Origin of the sequence: Paracoccus aestuariivivens (assembly GCF_009711225.1) — a bacterium.
GTDB classification, from domain to species: domain Bacteria; phylum Pseudomonadota; class Alphaproteobacteria; order Rhodobacterales; family Rhodobacteraceae; genus Paracoccus; species Paracoccus aestuariivivens.
This window is the reverse complement of sequence record NZ_WMIE01000017.1, coordinates 53,949-71,465: the sequence shown is the minus strand read 5'-3', so window position 1 is coordinate 71,465 and position 17,517 is coordinate 53,949. Positions and strand designations below refer to the sequence as shown.

The 17,517-nt window shown below is 62.1% G+C and carries 19 protein-coding genes and 1 pseudogene; 7 read left to right on the top strand and 13 right to left on the bottom strand.

All coding sequences use genetic code 11. From position 1 onward, the window contains the following. Window positions 1-692: 692 nt before the first annotated feature. The 3 genes and pseudogenes from GL286_RS18060 to GL286_RS18050 form a co-directional block, all read right to left on the bottom strand. Window positions 693-1,355 (bottom strand): annotated as a pseudogene (locus GL286_RS18060) (TCP-1/cpn60 chaperonin family protein); the annotation flags it as partial. 268 nt (window positions 1,356-1,623) lie between these two features. Next, window positions 1,624-2,172 carry a hypothetical protein gene (locus GL286_RS22645; protein ID WP_246185015.1) on the bottom strand — a complete coding sequence of 183 codons (549 nt, stop codon included), beginning with the start codon at window positions 2,170-2,172 and terminating at the stop codon, window positions 1,624-1,626. Window positions 2,173-2,720: 548 nt separating this feature from the next. Next, entirely contained in the window at window positions 2,721-2,882 is a 162-nt protein-coding gene (locus GL286_RS18050; RefSeq protein WP_155096970.1) for a hypothetical protein, read from the bottom strand. A gap of 426 nt (window positions 2,883-3,308) precedes the next feature. On the opposite strand from GL286_RS18050, the gene GL286_RS22810 reads away from it, so the two are divergent. Next, entirely contained in the window at window positions 3,309-3,437 is a 129-nt protein-coding gene (locus GL286_RS22810) for a hypothetical protein (protein WP_281352150.1), read from the top strand. Window positions 3,438-4,064: 627 nt separating this feature from the next. Here GL286_RS22810 and GL286_RS18045 read toward each other — a convergent pair. Continuing rightward, window positions 4,065-4,958 (bottom strand): LysR family transcriptional regulator, encoded by an 894-nt coding sequence (locus GL286_RS18045; protein WP_155096969.1) that lies wholly within the window; start codon window positions 4,956-4,958, stop codon window positions 4,065-4,067. A 150-nt stretch (window positions 4,959-5,108) separates the two neighbouring features. On the opposite strand from GL286_RS18045, the gene GL286_RS18040 reads away from it, so the two are divergent. The 6 genes from GL286_RS18040 (at window position 5,109) to GL286_RS22795 (ending at window position 9,480) form a co-directional block, all read left to right on the top strand. Further along, a complete protein-coding gene (locus GL286_RS18040) occupies window positions 5,109-6,293 on the top strand; it encodes an MFS transporter (protein WP_211596411.1) in 1,185 nt (394 codons plus the stop codon). Continuing rightward, the gene (locus GL286_RS18035; protein ID WP_246185014.1) at window positions 6,290-6,730 is read left to right on the top strand and encodes a cyclophilin-like fold protein; all 441 of its coding nucleotides are present in this window, start codon (window positions 6,290-6,292) and stop codon (window positions 6,728-6,730) included. The genes GL286_RS18040 and GL286_RS18035 overlap by 4 nt, the downstream gene beginning before the upstream one ends. Window positions 6,731-6,747: 17 nt before the next feature. Then, a complete protein-coding gene (locus GL286_RS18030) occupies window positions 6,748-7,143 on the top strand; it encodes a (R)-mandelonitrile lyase (protein WP_155096968.1) in 396 nt (131 codons plus the stop codon). Between the two features lie 91 nt (window positions 7,144-7,234). Further along, entirely contained in the window at window positions 7,235-8,329 is a 1,095-nt protein-coding gene (locus GL286_RS18025; protein ID WP_155096967.1) for an alpha/beta hydrolase, read from the top strand. A gap of 104 nt (window positions 8,330-8,433) precedes the next feature. Beyond that, window positions 8,434-8,571 (top strand): hypothetical protein, encoded by a 138-nt coding sequence (locus GL286_RS22805; protein WP_281352149.1) that lies wholly within the window; start codon window positions 8,434-8,436, stop codon window positions 8,569-8,571. A 24-nt stretch (window positions 8,572-8,595) separates the two neighbouring features. Further along, complete coding sequence (locus GL286_RS22795) at window positions 8,596-9,480, top strand: NAD(P)-dependent alcohol dehydrogenase (RefSeq protein ID WP_343038930.1); 885 nt, start codon at window positions 8,596-8,598, stop codon at window positions 9,478-9,480. Window positions 9,481-9,640: 160 nt separating this feature from the next. Here GL286_RS22795 and GL286_RS18015 read toward each other — a convergent pair whose 3' ends face one another. The 9 genes from GL286_RS18015 to GL286_RS17975 are packed head-to-tail and all read right to left on the bottom strand — an operon-like array spanning window position 9,641 to window position 17,386. Then, window positions 9,641-10,150 carry a MarR family winged helix-turn-helix transcriptional regulator gene (locus GL286_RS18015; RefSeq protein ID WP_155096966.1) on the bottom strand — a complete coding sequence of 170 codons (510 nt, stop codon included), beginning with the start codon at window positions 10,148-10,150 and terminating at the stop codon, window positions 9,641-9,643. A gap of 13 nt (window positions 10,151-10,163) precedes the next feature. Next, on the bottom strand, window positions 10,164-11,342 hold the full coding sequence (locus GL286_RS18010) for an FAD-dependent oxidoreductase (RefSeq protein WP_170295284.1): 1,179 nt from the start codon (window positions 11,340-11,342) through the stop codon (window positions 10,164-10,166). Continuing rightward, window positions 11,339-11,662 (bottom strand): 2Fe-2S iron-sulfur cluster-binding protein, encoded by a 324-nt coding sequence (locus GL286_RS18005; RefSeq protein WP_155096964.1) that lies wholly within the window; start codon window positions 11,660-11,662, stop codon window positions 11,339-11,341. The genes GL286_RS18010 and GL286_RS18005 overlap by 4 nt, the downstream gene beginning before the upstream one ends. Before the next feature lie 11 nt (window positions 11,663-11,673). Then, entirely contained in the window at window positions 11,674-12,897 is a 1,224-nt protein-coding gene (locus GL286_RS18000; protein WP_155096963.1) for a cytochrome P450, read from the bottom strand. Window positions 12,898-12,912: 15 nt separating this feature from the next. After that, window positions 12,913-13,623, bottom strand: coding sequence for an ABC transporter ATP-binding protein (locus GL286_RS17995; protein ID WP_155096962.1), 711 nt, complete (start codon window positions 13,621-13,623; stop codon window positions 12,913-12,915). Next, window positions 13,616-14,362, bottom strand: coding sequence for an ABC transporter ATP-binding protein (locus GL286_RS17990; protein ID WP_155096961.1), 747 nt, complete (start codon window positions 14,360-14,362; stop codon window positions 13,616-13,618). The genes GL286_RS17995 and GL286_RS17990 overlap by 8 nt, the downstream gene beginning before the upstream one ends. After that, on the bottom strand, window positions 14,349-15,302 hold the full coding sequence (locus GL286_RS17985; RefSeq protein ID WP_155096960.1) for a branched-chain amino acid ABC transporter permease: 954 nt from the start codon (window positions 15,300-15,302) through the stop codon (window positions 14,349-14,351). The genes GL286_RS17990 and GL286_RS17985 overlap by 14 nt, the downstream gene beginning before the upstream one ends. Further along, window positions 15,299-16,165, bottom strand: a complete 867-nt coding sequence (locus GL286_RS17980) for a branched-chain amino acid ABC transporter permease (protein WP_155096959.1) — start codon at window positions 16,163-16,165, stop codon at window positions 15,299-15,301. Before GL286_RS17980 ends, GL286_RS17985 begins: the two co-directional genes overlap by 4 nt. Window positions 16,166-16,219: 54 nt before the next feature. Then, window positions 16,220-17,386 carry an ABC transporter substrate-binding protein gene (locus tag GL286_RS17975; RefSeq protein WP_155096958.1) on the bottom strand — a complete coding sequence of 389 codons (1,167 nt, stop codon included), beginning with the start codon at window positions 17,384-17,386 and terminating at the stop codon, window positions 16,220-16,222. Window positions 17,387-17,517 lie beyond the last annotated feature (131 nt).

Genomic DNA, 17,517 nt, shown 5'->3' with positions numbered 1-17,517 from the left:
TCGACGAGCAGAACACGAGGCGGGCCGAATTGACGGCCAGTCTACGGGCCCAACGTCTTGCCAAGGAAGCTGACAACGCGGTCCCAAACGCGTCAAAGCCGCAAAGAAGCAGACCTGCCAAAAAGAACTAAACGGGCCTGTATAGCCACAACCCGCGCAAGCCGTGTCCGATTTCGGGCATGGAAGGCGCGGGATTTTGTCGCGCGCGATGCAACTTCCCAACTTATCGAATTCAGAAAGCTGAAATGCCCAACAGGAGATCCATCCGACGAAAGGCCAATCAAAAGCAGTAGGACGGGCGTCGCTTAGCCGTCCTGTATACTAGCAAGCAGGAAGAATCTGCTAAGTTCTCCCTGCCGGTTGGCCAGAAACGAGACTCTACAGCGCGTCGCGAGCTTTGAACTCCAGATTGATCGTGCCCCGGGGCCTGGAGTAATAGCGCTTACCAAAGCAAGGAATGTCAGCCCACTCCGCCTGTCCGACCCTGCTCGTGCCGCAAGACAGCATTCGCCGAGGCGGTCATTCGTAACCCGCGCAAGCGGTTAGCTCACTGGCCGAGAATAAGGGATAGACGGGAGATTGGTCATACACGTCGCTTGCATCAGGGTATAGCTCCGCCACTTGTCAACATGACGTAGCAAAAAGGCCGCCCGAATGGGCGGCCTTCTCTGCCTGGTTGGGCAGGGGGATGATTACATCATGCCGCCCATGTCGGGCATGCCGCCGCCGGCCGCTTTGGGCTCGGGCTTTTCGGCGATCATGGCTTCGGTGGTGATCAGAAGACCAGCAACCGAGGCCGCGTCTTCCAGTGCGGTGCGGACGACTTTGGCCGGGTCGATGACGCCGAATTTGAACATGTCGCCATATTCTTCGGTCTGGGCGTTGAAGCCGAAAGCCTTGTCCGAGGATTCGCGGACTTTGCCGGCAACGACAGCGCCGTCGACGCCAGCGTTTTCAGCGATCTGGCGCATCGGAGCTTCCAGAGCGCGGCGGACGATGGCGATACCAGCGTCTTGATCCGAGTTCGCACCGGTCAGGCCTTCGAGGACCTTGCCGCCTTGAACCAGAGCAACGCCACCACCGACGACAACACCTTCTTGAACCGCAGCGCGGGTCGCGTTCAGGGCGTCATCAACGCGGTCTTTGCGCTCTTTGACTTCGATTTCGGTCATGCCGCCGACGCGGATGACGGCAACGCCACCGGCCAGTTTGGCGACGCGCTCTTGCAGTTTCTCGCGGTCGTAGTCCGAGGTGGTTTCCTCGATCTGCTGACGGATCTGCGAAACGCGGGCTTCGATCTCGGCTTTCTCACCAGCACCGTCGACGATGGTGGTGGTGTTGTCCTTGTTGAGAGATGACGACGAGCCGCAGGAGGAACGCGCTGTCCTCTTCCTGGGGCGGGGGCTCAGGTACTGACGCCACGCGCGATCCGAAGATCCTCGGCCCGGCCTCATCAGAGTCTGGGATCACGGGGCAAGGTCAAAGTTCATCGCGTTGCAGGTTGCCTCAAGATCGCCTGTCTAGGTGACCTCAGCCTAGTCGCCCCTAACCTAATTTTTCCCGCCAGCACGAGAGCGGTTTAATTCAGATCCTCTCCCACCTGTATCTCTCATCGAAAGATGCTCACGGGTCCAACTCCCGCGCCTTTGTTTCGGCAATCGTCTCGTGCAGCCGGGAATGAGCGGATTGCCATGCATCAAGCGCGCCCACAGCCTGATCGAGCGCCGTTCTGTCCGGTCCATCGAATTGCGGAGCCGCTTCCTTGACCGCCCAGTAAAGCCGACGAACAACAGGAGTCACGCGCTCGAGCCATGCAAGCGCATCCTTCAATCTCCGTTCGCTTCCGCCAGGTTCCGAGCTTTCTACGTCTTGCAGCGCCTGCAGTTCCAATTCGCTCACACGCAGTGCGAGGGCGTCCATTCGGTCGTTGAACTCAATCTCTCGCTTCGCACCTATGCCATCCGTCTGCTCGTCCCCATGCAGCGACTGCTCGTCATGGCCCCCTTTGCTTATCGACCTTGCCTCGTTGGTGGACGGATCATCCATACCGTTCGTGGCGCGAACCAGCATGTCATATTCGGCCCCGCTTGTTTTTCGTCGCTCGCTTACTCGCGCCTTGTTTTGCGGGAGAAGGCGTTTCTCGACGATGTCGCTGATATCTTCGCAATCCATTAAATGGACCTCCCTGCTGCCGGACAAAAGGACACGAACCGGCATTGCTGATGTGAGGTGCCTGGGGCGATGCTCCAGGGCAGACAGTTGGTATTGATCTCCCCCAAAAGTCCGAGAGGTGGATGTTTACGATGGCCCCAGATCTAGCGGAACCCGTCGCTAATCAGTTGACCAGGCCGCAAACATCGGCAGAACGTGATCGGCTTTAAGAAGAACGGGAATGGCAGTCTGCTCGCCATTCTCATGCACAAGTCTAATAAGGCTTCCCCGCGTATGTGCGGTTACGCCTTCCAGACGCCACGGTGGCGAGGCATAGGTTTCACGTATCCCACTGAGACAGTTCACGAGTTCGATATTTTGCCTCATTTTTTTCCTCGGGGGAAAGATTGAAGAGGCGGCGAGGTCGCTACCTCCCCGTCTTGTCCTGTGAGTGAATCATTCAGCGCATACGTGCGGACGGATCGCCCGAAGCTCGATGCGTCATTTGAAGAAATGTAGTGTCTGATCGCCCGCAGGAACTGGGAGCGATCAGGCTTTGCTCGATGCCGTCAGCCGCGCTGGTCGCGCTGCTGCTTTTCATGCTCGCCGGGCCGCTCGATTTGATTGCTTTTCTCTCCGTCGCCCCGCTGAGGCATGGCAGGCGCCTCTTGCGTTTGCTGCGGGGGATTTTCCTGTTGGACTGGCTTTTTATGTTCTTGGTCGGCACCCATTGTCGGGTCCTCCATGACACCGCCGGAACATACCGGGGGATACACATAAGCTGGGGCCTTCGGCATTGAATTACATCGGGCGTCGCGACGAAATCGCGTAGCCCCTAGTTAACACCCGGAAGAAAGTGAGATCCTGTCATTCGCGACAGCAGCGAAAGACCTTGCTATCACTGCCAAAGGTGTCGCATGTCGGACCTGACTATCCATCGGACGGACCAAGGGCGTCACAGCCGATCCCCTCCTCGCATTGCCGCCATTTACGTGCTTGGTTTACCAACCAATCGTAGGGCCCTCGCTGAAATGAATCACCTCCATCCCGGACTGCCGCCACGAATTCGAATTTAAGAAACTGGGTATCTATCCGCCAGAAAAGGTCTAGGCTTTCAGATCCGTCGATTTCCGCCGGCAATCCGAAGGAGCAGGCCAATGGCCAAGGGCATGAACAAGCGAAAACGTGACGAAAAGAAGCCCAAGACGGTCAAATCCAAGATCATCGCGGCTGCACCGAGCACTAAAGACAAAGTGTCAGGATTAGTCTCGGGTAAGCCCAAATGACTGGCGCGCAGGCGCAGCCGGCAGAGAAATCCACGACACAATCTGAAACAGAACTGCAGATCATTCGAGCAATCCTGACGAATTGCTCTGCCTTGGGTGTCGCGCCAGGCGAAGCCACAAATCTGGCAACGCGCGCGATCGCGAACCGGAGGCGAGCGCAGGGAAAAGCCTGAGATTGGGTTGTAAAGCTGGCAGGTTTCAGTACCTCGCAAAACCCAAGTCCGAGTGAGGGGTCTATAACTGCCGGGGTCGTGACCTCGCGCATGATCGCCGCTTTTTGCCGCGCAGGAATATCTCGATGATCCGCATCGGGCCGCCACAGTGGGCGCACGCTTAGCGCAACGCCTGCCTAACTATCTCAAAGGCAGCCTCAGGTGCGGCCCGCCGCGCGCCGCCTGAACGGCTGAATCAACAATCATGCCGCGGCTGCTGTGCCGCATCTGCAACGTCAGCATACCGCCCATTCTGACGATCGCGAGACACGATACGTTCCGAGAGGTGAGGGCTGATAACTCGAGTATAGGGCCGGTACGTCGAGCAATGGTTCGCCGGGATTAGTTTTTAATTAACATAAATCGGATTATACTACTAGGAGGTATTATAATACCTCGACTCCCATCCCGTGAGCTATGTGCGATGCCGCAGCGCCTCGACCACAACACGGAACGCGGGAAGGTTCTGGCGGCGGCTCGGGTAGTAGAGGAAATAGCCCGGAAACGGCTGAGACCAACCCGCCAGGACCTCGACGAGATCGCCTGAAGCGACATGGGCGGCCGCAATATCTTCGGGGACATTGGCAATGCCGTAGCCAAGAAGCGCCGCATCGACCATCTCGTAGGAGCCGTTGAAGGTCAGCTGCCCATCGACCCGGACGCGGAGTTCGTTGCCGTCTTTCTCGAATTCCCAGGCGTAAAGGCCACCCGCCGCAACCTGGCGGATGTTGATGCAATTGTGGGCGATCAGATCCTTGGGGTGGAGCGGAGTCCCACGTGCGGCGAGATAGGATGGTGATGCCACCGCCGCCATGCGCCAATCGGGGCCGATCTTGACCGCGATCATGTCGTTCTCGACACTCTCGCCCAGCCGGATACCGGCATCGAAGCCGCTGTCGACGATGTTGCGAAACGCACTGTCGATGCTGAACTCGACCTTGATATCGGGATAGTCGGTCAGCACGTCGCGCAGCTTCGGCCAGACCAGGGTGTGCAGCGCGTGATCCGACAGGGTCAGGCGGATACGCCCGGCCGGCTTGTCGCGATATTCCATGATCGAGGCCATCTCGGCCTCGATCTCGGCGACGCGGGGGGCAAGCGACTGATGCAGCCGTTCTCCGGCTTCCGTCGTGGCGACGTTGCGCGTGGTGCGGTTCAAGAGCAGCACGCCCATCCGGGTCTCCAGGCGCTTGATCGTATGGCTCAATGTGGATTGCGAGATGCCCAGCCGTGCGGCGGCGCGGGTAAAGCTGCGTTCCTCGGCCACGGCGAGGAACCAGAGAAGATCGTTGAACTGCTCGCGTGCCATGGGACCCTCCGCAACTGCTTGGGCATGATTTATGGCTCAGGTCGATCAATGCAAGCAAATTGGCATGGGTAATCTCGAGGATCGGTCGATGCTAATTAGGGTTCATCGCAAGGCCGGAGGCGATGGAGCCTCCCCAAAGGAACCCCGAAAATGGATGCAACCGTCGACTTACCGACCAAGGCAGGCGCGGCCTCGGCTGCGGTGCTGTCGATGGCGCTTTGCGTCGCCGTCCTGATCGCCTCGGAGTTCCTGCCGGTCAGCCTGCTGACACCGATCGCGCAAGACCTGAGCGTGACCGAAGGCCATGCCGGGCAGGCGATCTCTGTCTCGGGCCTCTTTGCGGTGATCACCAGCCTGACCATTGCTGGCGCGACCCGCAACGTCGATCGGAAGAAGGTGCAGAGCCTGCTGACCGCGTTGCTGTCGGTCTCTGCCCTCATAGTGACTTTCGCGCCGAATTTTACCGTGCTGATGCTGGGGCGCGCGCTGCTGGGCGTGGCGATCGGCGGTTTCTGGTCCATGTCCACCGCGATCGTGATGCGGCTACTTCCGGCATCCGAAGTGCCGCGCGGCTTGGCCGCGCTGAATGCCGGCAATGCGGTTGCCGCCACGATTGCGGCCCCTCTGGGCAATTGGCTGGGAGATCTGATCGGATGGCGTGGCGCTTTCTTCCTGATCGTGCCCTTAGCGCTGCTTGCTTTGGTCTGGCAATGGATTGCGATGCCGCCGCTTCCCGCCAGCGGGGTGCAGAAAGAACAAAAGCCCCTTTGCCTTCTGGCGCGACCCTCGGTGGCAGCGGGGATGGCGGCGATCTTTCTGCTCTTCATGGGCCAATTCGCGCTCTTCACCTATCTGCGCCCGTTCCTGGAGGGCGTCGCCGGATTTACCGTGCCGCAACTGTCGCTTTGCCTGTTGCTGATTGGTCTGGCGGGCATCGCCGGGACCTGGGTGATCAGCCGCCTACTGCGGGTTTGGCTCTATGCGCTTCTGATCGGCATTCCGCTCACCATGGCCGCCATCGCCGCCCTGCTGCTTGGCCTTGCAGCCAACCCGGTTGCGATCATGGGGCTGCTGTTCCTCTGGGGCTTTTTCGCGACCGCCGCACCGGTCGGCTGGGGTACATGGCTTGCCCGCTCGCTGCATCGCGATGCCGAGGCCGGGGGCGGACTTCAGGTAGCGGTGATCCAGCTTGCGATCATGGCTGGCGCGGCTGTGGGTGGTCTCGTCTTCGACGCGCGCGGTTGGCAGGTCAGCTTCGGCATGGCAGCCTCACTCCTGCTGACTGCCGCTCTGGCCGCAGGCCTTGCATGGAAATGCCAGGAGGTTCCGGAATGAGCGGGTGGAAACGTCGCCATGTCCTTGCCGGGGTGGCGAGCCTGATGCTGCCGAACCTGGCCCATCCACAGAAGGCAGGAGTTGAAATGCGTCTGCGCTGCCGTTTCGCCGATCGGGATTTCAGCTATCGGCTCGTCGATCATGCGACCACCCGTGACCTGACCTCGCTGCTGCCCTTGAGGCTCGAGATCGAGGATTTCTCGACCAATGAGAAACTGGCGCATCTGGCCCGCCGTCTGGACGAGACCGGGCGCCAGCCCATCACCGCCGAGGCCCCGGGCGATCTGTGCTATTTCCGGGGTTGGGGCAATCTTGCCTTCTTCCACGGCCCCTACCGTTACCGGGACGATCTGATCCTGCTGGGCAAGATCGAAGGCCCGCTTGATCCGCTTTTCACCCGAGGCAGCCACGCGCTGCAACTTGACCTGTTGTCCTGACACAAAGGAGCAGAGACATGGAGATCTTTCGTGCCGGCGCGACGCCGTCCCGCGCCGGTCCCGCAGAATGGTTCACGGGCGCGGTGCGCATTGACGCGCTGTTCAACCTGACATCCCCCGACCGGGTGCAGGGCGCAAGCGTCACTTTCGAGCCCGGTGCCCGCACCGCCTGGCACACGCATCCGCTGGGGCAGACAATCTACGTCACCTCAGGCACTGGGCGCTGTCAGCGCGAAGGCGGCACGGTCGAGGAAATCCGACCAGGTGATGTGGTCTTCTTCGGGCCGGGCGAGAAGCACTGGCATGGCGCTTCTCAGAACAACGCCATGACTCATATCGCCATTCAGGAAGTCCAGGACGGCAGGGTCGTCGACTGGATGGAGCATGTCAGCGCCGCGCAATACGGCGCCTGACCGCAACAAGCCTGACAATCACTCGAAGCCCCCGGTCGCCAGCCCCTTGGCGCCCGATGATCCCTTTTGCCCTTTCATCAGGAGAGAGACCATGACCGACCTCACCCCGAACCACGATGATCGCCCCGCAACCCGCATCGGGCGGCGCAGCCTACTGAAAATGACCACGGCCGGCGTCGCCGCATTCGGCGTCGCAGCACTTTCCAATGCTTCAAAGTCAAAGGCCCAGACCATGACAAGCGAATGGGACAAGGTGTTTCCGTTGAGCGAGAAGGTTGACCACGAGAAGGTCAGCTTCACCAATCGCTATGGCATCACGCTTGTCGGCGATCTCTATCTGCCGAAAAACCGCGCGGACCGGCGCCTGCCGGCGCTGGCCGTCGGCGGTCCCTTCGGCGCGGTGAAGGAGCAGTCCTCGGGCCTCTATGCCCAGACCATGGCCGAGCGTGGTTTCGTCACGCTGGCCTTCGATCCGTCCTATACCGGCGAAAGCGGCGGCGAGCCGCGCAATGTCACCTCGCCAGATATCAGCACCGAGGATGTCAGCGCCGCCGTAGACTATCTCGGCCTGCATCCCTCCGTTGATCGGGAGCGCATCGGGGTCATCGGCATCTGCGGCTGGGGCGGATTCGTCCTGAACGCGGTCGCGGCTGACAAGCGTATCAAGGCTGTTGTCGCCAGCACCATGTATGACATCTCGCGCGTCAGCGCCCATGGCTACAACGACAGCGTGACCCCTGAACAGCGGGCGCAGACACTTGAGCAACTGAGCCGCCAGCGTTGGGCCGATGCGGAAGCCGGAACCCCTGCCTATCAGCCAGCCTTCAATGTTTTGAAAGGCGGCGAGCCGCAATTCATGGTCGATTACCACGATTACTACATGACGCCGCGCGGCTACCATCCGCGGGCGGTCAATTCCGGAAATTCCTGGACGCAGACGAACCCTTTGTCTTTCATGAATATGCCGCTTCTGAACTACATCGCGGAAATCGCGCCGCGCCCGGTTCTTCTTATCCACGGCGAGAACGCCCATTCGCGCTACATGAGCGAAACCGCCTATGAGGCCGCGGCAGAGCCGAAAGAGCTGATGATCATCCCCGGCGCCAGCCACACCGACCTTTATGACAAGGTCGATGTGATCCCGTTCGACAAGCTGCAATCCTTCTTCGAGCAGAACCTCGCCTGACCCGGCGGGCGTCACCAACCTCCGGCAAGGACCGGATATGCGCTTCCCTAATGGTGTCGCGGCTCTGTCGCGACACCTGACACGTTTCAGCAAGGAGACCCCAGATGGTGGTCAAGGCCTATGGCACCCCGGCGGCGGACCAGCCGCTTGCCCCTCTGAACATCACCCGCCGCGCCGTCGGCGCGCATGATGTGCAGATCGAGATCCTCTATTGCGGCATTTGTCATTCCGACCTGCACTAGGCGCGCAGCGAATGGGCCGGGACGATCTATCACTGCGTCCCCGGCCATGAGATCGTCGGTCGCGTGGCTGCGGTCGGCGACCACGTATCGCGCCACAAGGCGGGCGATCTGGTCGGCGTCGGCTGCATTGTCGACAGCTGCCAGCATTGCGCCGAATGCGACGAAGGGCTCGAGAATTACTGCGACGGCATGATCGGCACCTATAACGCGCCGACGCCGGACGCGCCGCCCGGCCATACCCTTGGCGGCTACTCGCAGCAGCTGGTCGTGCATGAACGTTACGTCCTGAAAATCACCCATCTCGAGGACCAGCTTGCCGCCGTGGCTCCGTTGCTTTGCGCGGGCATCACCACCTATTCGCCGCTGAGGCACTGGGGCGCGGGTCCGGGCAAGAAGGTCGGCGTCGTCGGCATTGGCGGGCTTGGCCATTTGGGGATCAAGCTTGCGCATGCCATGGGGGCGCATGTGGTCGCCTTCGCGACATCCGAGAGCAAGCGCACTGACGCCAAGGCTCTTGGCGCCGATGAGGTCGTGGTGTCCCGCAATCCCGAGGAGATGGCTGCCCATGCGAAAAGCTTCGACTTCATCCTGAACACGGTGGCAGCCCCGCATGATCTGGATGCCTTCCTGGCGCTTCTGAAGCGCGACGGCACGATGACGCTGGTGGGCGCACCCGCAGCGCCACATCCCAGCCCGAATGTCTTCAACTTCATCATGAGGCGCCGCAGCCTTGCCGGCTCGATGATCGGCGGCATTCCGGAAACGCAGAAGATGTTGGATTTCTGCGCCGAGAAAGGGATTACCGCCGATATCGAGATGATCCGCGCCGAAGAGATCGAAGCGGCCTATGAGCGGATGCTGAAGGGCGATGTCAAATGCCGCTTCGTCATGGATATCGCGACCATATGACGCCCGTGGCGATTACGTGCATTCGAACAAGTTCTGGTCCGCCCGTGGCCGGGCCAGAGCTCGTATGCACCAGGGGTGAGGCGCATAAGTCTAACTTGGCACATCACTTACCGACAACCTTAGCAGGCCATTAGCGTCGCCGGGTCTTGGCGGTGCGACGCTATATTTTCTCGTCGAGATTATGCAGCATCTGCCGCATCACCCGCAAAAAGGTGTCGAGATCTTGTGCAGGCACCTCGTCTACCAGCTTGGCCTCATAGTCGAGTGCGATGCCCAATATCCGCTCATGCGTCTCCAACCCTCTTTCCGAAAGCCACCAGCGGCGCTTGCGCGGATCCGTCGGATTGGACTCAAAGCGGAGGTATCCTGAATCATCCAATATGCTCAGTGACTTGCTGACCGCCGACTTGTCCAGGCGGACGACATCGCAGATCCGGTTCGCACTGATCCCGGGCTCGATATTCAGCATCGAAAGCACCCGCCATTCGACGATGCCCAGCCCGAACTCATCGCGGTAACGGGCCGAGGTCAGACGCAGCCAAGCGTTGCTGACCGCGTTGAGGAGGAATGGCGCATAATGGTCGATGTCGAGGATGGTCGTGCCATCCCGCAAGGTCACCGGACTGGAAATTCGTTCCGCTTTTTCAGACCGCTGCGCCGGCTTCGCCATCGACTACCCCTATTCACACCATTGCGAGGTCATAGTCCCGTTCGGCAAGACTGTCACGCCTTGCGGATGCGCCACCGGCCAGAAGCTTGCGTGCCTGCATATGGGCCTTCGCATCGTTGACTGTCTCGACCGCCGTCAATACACCGTCGGCAAAGCGAAGCACTGCTCCGTCGTCTCGCGAAACGCTCTCGTCCGAGGGATCGGCGAGCCCTGCGATCTGAAGCTTCCAATCGGCCTGATCTGACCAGAACCACGGCACAGCCGTATAGGCGACCTCGCGGTCGCCGACGAGGCGCTTCGCGATTGTCCGCGCATGGTCTGTGGCGGCCTGCACGCTTTCGAGCCGAACCAAGCGTCCGGATCCAGTCAGCGGAAAGACCGCGCAATCGCCAAGCGCCGAGATCGCCGGGTCCGAGGTCAAGAGCCGGGCATCGGTCACCACGCCATTCGCGGTCGCAAGCCCGGCCTCGGTCGCGAGTTCGATATTCGGGACTACCCCCGCGGCCAGCAGCACCAGATCGGCGTCGACGAAGGCTCCGTCGGTCAGGGCGATGCCTTCGTCGGTCACCTCGGTAACTGCAGAGCCCAGCCGGATATCGACTCCGAGGCCCCGATGCATCGCGAGGAAGCGCGTCGAGATTTCGGGTGAGACGGCGCGGGACATCAACCGGGGCGCAGCTTCGGCCACGGTCACCTCATGTCCGAGACGTCGGGCGACGGCGGCGAATTCGAGGCCGATGAAACCCCCACCAATCACGGCCACGCGGCGCTTGCCGGGCAATGCATCGCGCAACTTCCGGGCATCCGCCAGCGTGCGCAGGTCCAAGGCCCGCTCCAGACCCGGGATCGGCGGGCGTAAGTTCCGGGTGCCGGTTGCTAGAACCAGATGGTCGTACGCGATATTGCGCCCACAGGCCGTGATGCGAGCAGCAGTGCGGTCGATGCCTTCGATCCGGGTTTCCGGCATCAGGTCTATGCAGTTCTTCTCGAAGAAACTCGCTGGGCGTAATTGCAGCGCCTCTTCCTCGCCCGACTTGAGATAGGCCTTGGACAGCGGCGGGCGCTGATAAGGGAGGCCGGGTTCTGCGCCGATCAGGGTGATCGGACCCCCATGCCCCTCGGTCCGCAGGCTGGCAGCGGCCTGAAAACCGCCCTGCCCTGCGCCGACGATCACGACATGCCCGACGCTCACAGCTGGGCCTCGGGCAGATACACGACCAAACCGCTCAATCCCTCGGAAAGCTTGATTTGGCATGACAGCCGCGAGGTCGGGCGCAACTCGGACGCTGCACAATCCAACATGTCCTCCTCGCCATCCATGCGGTCGCCCGAGCGCTCGCTCCATCCGTCATCCACATAGCAATGGCAGGTGGCGCACATCATCGAGCCCCCGCACTCGCCCACGATGCCCTCGACATCATTTGCCAACGCCGTCGCCATGACGCTGTCCCCGACCCGGCCATCGACGGTTTCTTCGCGCCCGTCGGAATGGATGAAAGTTACCTTGACCATGTTGCACCTCGTCAATTCGGGATCAGTTTCAGGGGCAGCCGGTCCAGCGCACGGATGCCGTTGTTCGGACGCCATGTGGGCTCCCCAGCCGGTTCGATGCGGGCGACGCGCTCGGCCATGACGCCAAGGATCGCCTCCAACTCGCCGCGTGCGATGTTCTGCCCGACACAGCCATGGATGCCGACACCGAAGGCCAGATGCCCGACCGGGCGGCGGTTGATGTCGAAGCGATCGGGATCTGGCCATTTCTCGGGATCGAAATTCGCCGCGCCAAGGACGCAGAGCACCTTGGTGCCCTCGCTGACCGGATAGCCCGCGATCTCGGTCGCGCGGTTTGCGGTGCGGCAGAAGGTGTGCACCGGGGACGTCATGCGCAGCACCTCCTCGAAACAGGGCCGCGCAAGGCTTGGATCGGCCTTCAGTGCCTCCCAGGCTTCGGGATTCTGCGACAAACACCAGAGCGCGCTGCCGATCCCGGTCACGGTCGTATCGACCCCGGCCGAGAGGAACGAGCGCACCAGCATGGCCGCCTCGTCCTCGGTGATCTCGCCCGTATCGGCGGCGGCATAGACCAGCGCCCCCAGCCCGTCATCGGTCAACCGGTCACGGGTGCAAGCTGCGTTGATCCATGGCACGATCTCTCCGGCGCGGGCCATGGCCTCGCGGCGCAGGGCATTGTCAGGGCCGACCGCGTTGAAGACCATAGCGCCGTAATCGACGAGGTGGCGGGCATGGCTGTCCTTCATGCCGACGGCCTTGGGAAAGACCCGCGTCGGGAAAGCCTCGGCCAGTTCTGTCACCGCCTCGATCGTCCCTCTGGCAAGAACCCGATCCACCAACTCCTCTGCGACTGTGCGGAAGGACTCCGCCATCGTCTTCACCACCTTCGGCGAAAGCGCGCGGGCCATGATCTTGCGGGTGCGGGCATGGTCCGGCGGATCGACCTCGAGGATGATCGAGGGCGCGCGCCAAGGTTTTTCCAGCTTGAAATCGTTCAGGCCGACGCCGCGCGACGAGACGAAATTCTCGTGATCCGAGAAGACGGTCTTCGTCTCCTCGTAGCGCCCGACGGCCAGCACGCTGTAGCGCGGGATGAAGACGACGGGTCCGAGGGCGCGCAACTCGGCATAATATTCCATCGGATCGCGCAGGATTGCCGGATCATAGGGGTCCACGTCAAAGACCGGGATCCCGTCGGCCGGCGTGATCGACCGGTGCCCTTCGATCAATGTCATCTGTCTTTTCCTTGTCTATTCCGCGATCGCGACACCGACATGGCGGTGCAGAAGATCGCTGCGGCGTTTCAATTCGGCGGCCTCGCCATTCCAGGCGACAGCGCCGTTGCTCATCAGGATGGCGCGATTGGCGAAATCCAGCGCGGCATCGGCATGCTGCTCGACCAGGACGACGGAGCGCCGGCCATCCGAGGCAAGTTGCTCGAAGGCCGCCATCAGCTGCTCGCAGATCACCGGGGCGAGGCCCTCTAGAGGTTCGTCGAGCAACAAGATCTCGGGACCAGTCATCAGGGTTCTGGCAATGGACAGCATCTGCTGCTCGCCCCCAGAAAGCTGCGTTCCGCCATTGCGGCGGCGCTCCTTCAGGCGGGGGAACAGGGCATAGGCCTCGTCCAACGAGGCGTCGCCCCGCATGGCGCAGATGAGGTTCTCCTCGACGGTGAGCGAGGGGAAGATGTCGCGGGTCTGCGGCACGATCCCAAGGCCCAGCCAGGCGCGGCGATAGGGGGCAAGGCGCTCGATCTGGCGGTTGCCAAGGCGGATGGTCCCGCCATGCAGCCTTGTCAGCCCAGCAATGGTCGCCAGTAGCGTGGTCTTGCCCGCCCCGTTGCGGCCGATCACGGCGAGGCGTTCGCCACGGGCCAGGGTCAAGTCGATGCCACGCAGGACATGGGTCGGGCCATAACCCGCCGTGACGCCTTCGAGTTGCAGGATGGTCTCAGCCATGGCTTTTCCCCAGATAAAGCTCGCGTACCTTGGGATCGGCCGAGATCTGCGCGGGCGTCCCCTCGGTCAGGATGCGGCCAGCGACCAGCACGACGATCGAGCGGGCGACGCGGAACACGAGATCCATGTCATGTTCGATGATCAGCACCGCGAGGTCCTTTGGCAGGCGCTCGATAGCATTGACGATCAGATGCGTCTCGCTCGACGGCACGCCAGCGGCGGGCTCGTCGAGGATCAGGACCCGCGGGCGCAGCGCCAGCGTCATCGCCATCTCGACGAGACGCTGCTGGCCGTAAGCCAGCAGGCCCACCGGACGATCGGCAAAGGCGGTCAGTTCAAATTGTTCGAGCAAATCCGCCACCTCTGCCTCGGTCTCTGGCGAAGAACCGGCGCGCGCGAACATACTGTAGCCGCGTTTCTCACGCTCGAGGATCGGCAGGCGCAGGTTCTCGCGCACGGTGAGCTTGCGAAACAGCGTGGTGATCTGGAAGGTCTTGGCGATGCCCAGCTTGACCCGACGCGGCTCGTCCAACCCGCCGATATCTGACCCGTCAAAGCGGATCTCGCCCGAGCTTGGCCGCAGGATTCCGGTCACAAGATTGGCGAAGGTGCTTTTTCCGGCACCATTCGGTCCGATCAGGGCCTTTCTCGCCCCGGGCGGCAGGTCGAAATCGATATTTTCGGACACGGTCAGACCGCCGAAACGCTTCGAGAGGCCGCGAACTTCAAGCCCTTGCATGGCGAGCCCCCTTCCACAGGCGGGTCACGGCCAGAGGGAGCGAGACCAGCCCGTTCGGCACGAGGAAGACGACAAACAGGACCAGCGCGCCGATCACGAAAAGCCAGTTGAAGGGATCGTTCGCGGCTGCGACGTGATGAACCACCATGAAGATCACCGTGCCGATGACGGCACCGTAGAGCCGCCCTGCCCCACCGAGGATCAGCATAATCAGCGCCTCGGCCGAGATGGTGAAGGAGTAGCTTTCCAGGCTGACAAGCTGGGTGATCTGGGCCGCAAGTGCTCCGGCAATACCTGCGATGCCGCCCCCGATCGTATAGGCCGCGACTTGACGCCAATAGACCGAGACGCCGATCGCCGCCATTCGCGCCGGGCTTTCATGAATGCCCCGAAGGCTCAGCCCGAAGGCCGATCGGGTCAGAACCGCCAGACCCGCAAAGACCAATACCGTCACACTCAGCGCGTACCAGTAGCCGGTCTGTCCCGCGAAATCGAAGGGGAACAGACCCAGGACCGGCTGCATGCGAATGCCGCGCAGCCCGTCCGCGCCGCCGGTCAAGCCACGCAACTGGTTCGCGGCCTCGAGACAGAGCGAAGCGACGGCAATGGTCAGCATGATTAGCGTCAAGCCGCGGGTCCGCATCAGCAGCAACCCCGAGACCAACGCCAGCGCCGCCCCGGCGAACGCCCCGACCAGCAGCCCGGCTAGGGGATTACCCGAGGCATGGACCGCGAAAAGCCCTGCCGCATAGGCGCCTGTCCCGTACATGGCTGCCTGACCGAGCGTCGCGATACCAGCAAAGCCCAGCACCAGATCCAGCGACAGGACCAGGAGGATCATGATCAGGATGCGGGTCAGGAAGGCGAGGTTATACGGGAAGAGCAGGAAGGCGGCCCCGGCAAGGGCGAGCACCAGAAAAGGCGTGAGCCAGGATTTCATGCGGAAACCTTTCCCATCAGGCCTTGCGGACGCAGGGCCAGGACCAGAATGACGATGGCGAAGAAGGCGATGGTGGCGAGATCCGGCGCGAGATAGCGCGCGGCAGTTTCGATCATGCCCAGCCCCAAGGCGGCGGCGAAGGAGCCGGCGATCGAGCCCAGCCCGCCCACGGCAACCACGATCAGGAACAGGACCATGTAGCGCAGGGGATAATAGGCATCGATCGGCAGCAGCTCGGCGCCAAGGATCCCTCCCAACGCGGCAAGCAGTGCGCCAAGTCCGAAGGCCACCATGTAGATCCGATCGGTGTCGATCCCCAGCGCCGAGGCCGTGCCACGATTGTCGACGGCAGCGCGCAGACGGATGCCGAAGCGCGAGCGGTCCAGCAGCAGCCAGAGCCCCGCGATCACCGCAAGCCCGCTGCCGATCACCACCAGCCGGTGCAGCGGCAGGGTGCGGAAGCCAAGATCGACGGGACGGGCGAAGCTTTCCGGCAGCGGCACTGGCAGCAGCGCCGACCCCTGCCACAGGTTCACCGCGGCGATGATCAGGAAGGTCAGCCCAATCGTCGCCAGCACCTGCTGCAGCTCGCCGAAGCCGTAGATCCGGCGATAGACCAAACGCTCCAACGGCAGTGCGATCGCCAGCGTGCCAAGCATCGCGACAGCGAGGGCCAGCGGGAAGGCCAGGCCAAGATCCTGACCCGCCCAATGGGCAAGCGTCCCGCCGATCAGCGCGAAGCCGCCATGGGCGAGGTTGACGACCCGCATCAGCCCCATAGTGACTGAAAGGCCGACCGCGATCATGAAAAGGATCATGCCGTAGGCGGCACCATCCACGAGGATGTTGAGAAAAAGTCCCATTCCGTCACCTGTGCTCATGGCGGGAGCCGCCTGGGCGTGCCCCCGCGCTATCCTCTAGCGGGTCCAGCCAAGGTCGCCGACATTGGCGATGACGCCCTTTTCGCGGTTGACTAACTGGCCCGAGGCCGGGTCGCGTTCGACCTCGCGGATATAGACGTTCTGGGCCACGGTCCGGGTCTCCGGGTCCAGCTTCAGCGGGCCGCGCGGGCTTTCCCATTCGCGACCCAAAGCGGCCTCGATGGCGGCGGGGCCGTCGCTGCCGGAGGTCTCGACCATGTGATAGATCAGATCGACCCCGTCATAGGCTCCGACCGAAGACCAGTTCGCCACCGCGCCCGGAAACATCTCGGCGAGCTTTGCAGTGAAGGCGCGGTTTGTTTCGGAATCGTGCGCGCCCGAGTAATGATAGGCGGTGGTCAGGCCGACAGCGGCTTCGCCAAGACCTTGGAGGTTGACCTCTTCGGTTTCTGCGGTGCCGAGGAAGCGGATGCCCTCCTGAGCCAGACCATTCTCGTTATAGGTCTTGGTATAGGTGAAGGTCGGCGGCCCGCCGGGCAGGAAGGTAAAGACCGCATCCGGCTTCTCGTCGCGCACCCGCTGCAGGAAGGGCGTGAAATCCGTGGTCGAGAGCGGCATGCGGATGGCATCGACGACCTTTCCGCCACGCTCCTCGAAGGCGGCGCGGAAAGCGGTCTCGGCATCGATGCCGGGGCCGTAATCGCTGACGGTGGTCGCGACAGTCTTGATCCCCTGATCAAAGGCCCATTGCGCCAGCGGTTCCGAGACCTGCCACATCGTATAGCTGGTGCGCAGGAAGAACTTGCTCTCCTTGTTGATCGAGGAGGTCGCCGCGTTGAAGATCACCGTCGGCGTCTCGGACTGGTCGATCAATGGCGCGACGGCCAGAGCGTTCGGCGTGAAGGTGAAACCGGCGAGATAGTCGACCCGGTCGCGGATCAGCAGCTCCTGCGCGATGCTGCGCACCTGATCCGGGTTCGGCCCGCCGGAATCCTTGTAGACGAATTCGATCTCGTGCTCGCCCGCCTTGTTACCATGCTGGGCGACATAGACCTCGATCGCGTTGCGATACTGGGTTCCATAGGTAGCGAAAGGTCCCGAGAAGGGTGCGATCACCCCGACCTTGATCGTGTCCGCCCCGGCCATCTGGCCGCAAAGGGCCGTCAACGCAGCCGCTATGGCTGCGCAGGAAATGCGTGTCATGATTGTCCTCCCTGGACGCGGCGAATCCCTCCCCGGATCGCCTATCAGTTGATGCGTCAACTCGTCGCAGAATGCTGCAATGTGAGTTGTGATGTCAACTTGATTTCTTGCAAATCGGCACTCTCGGCGCC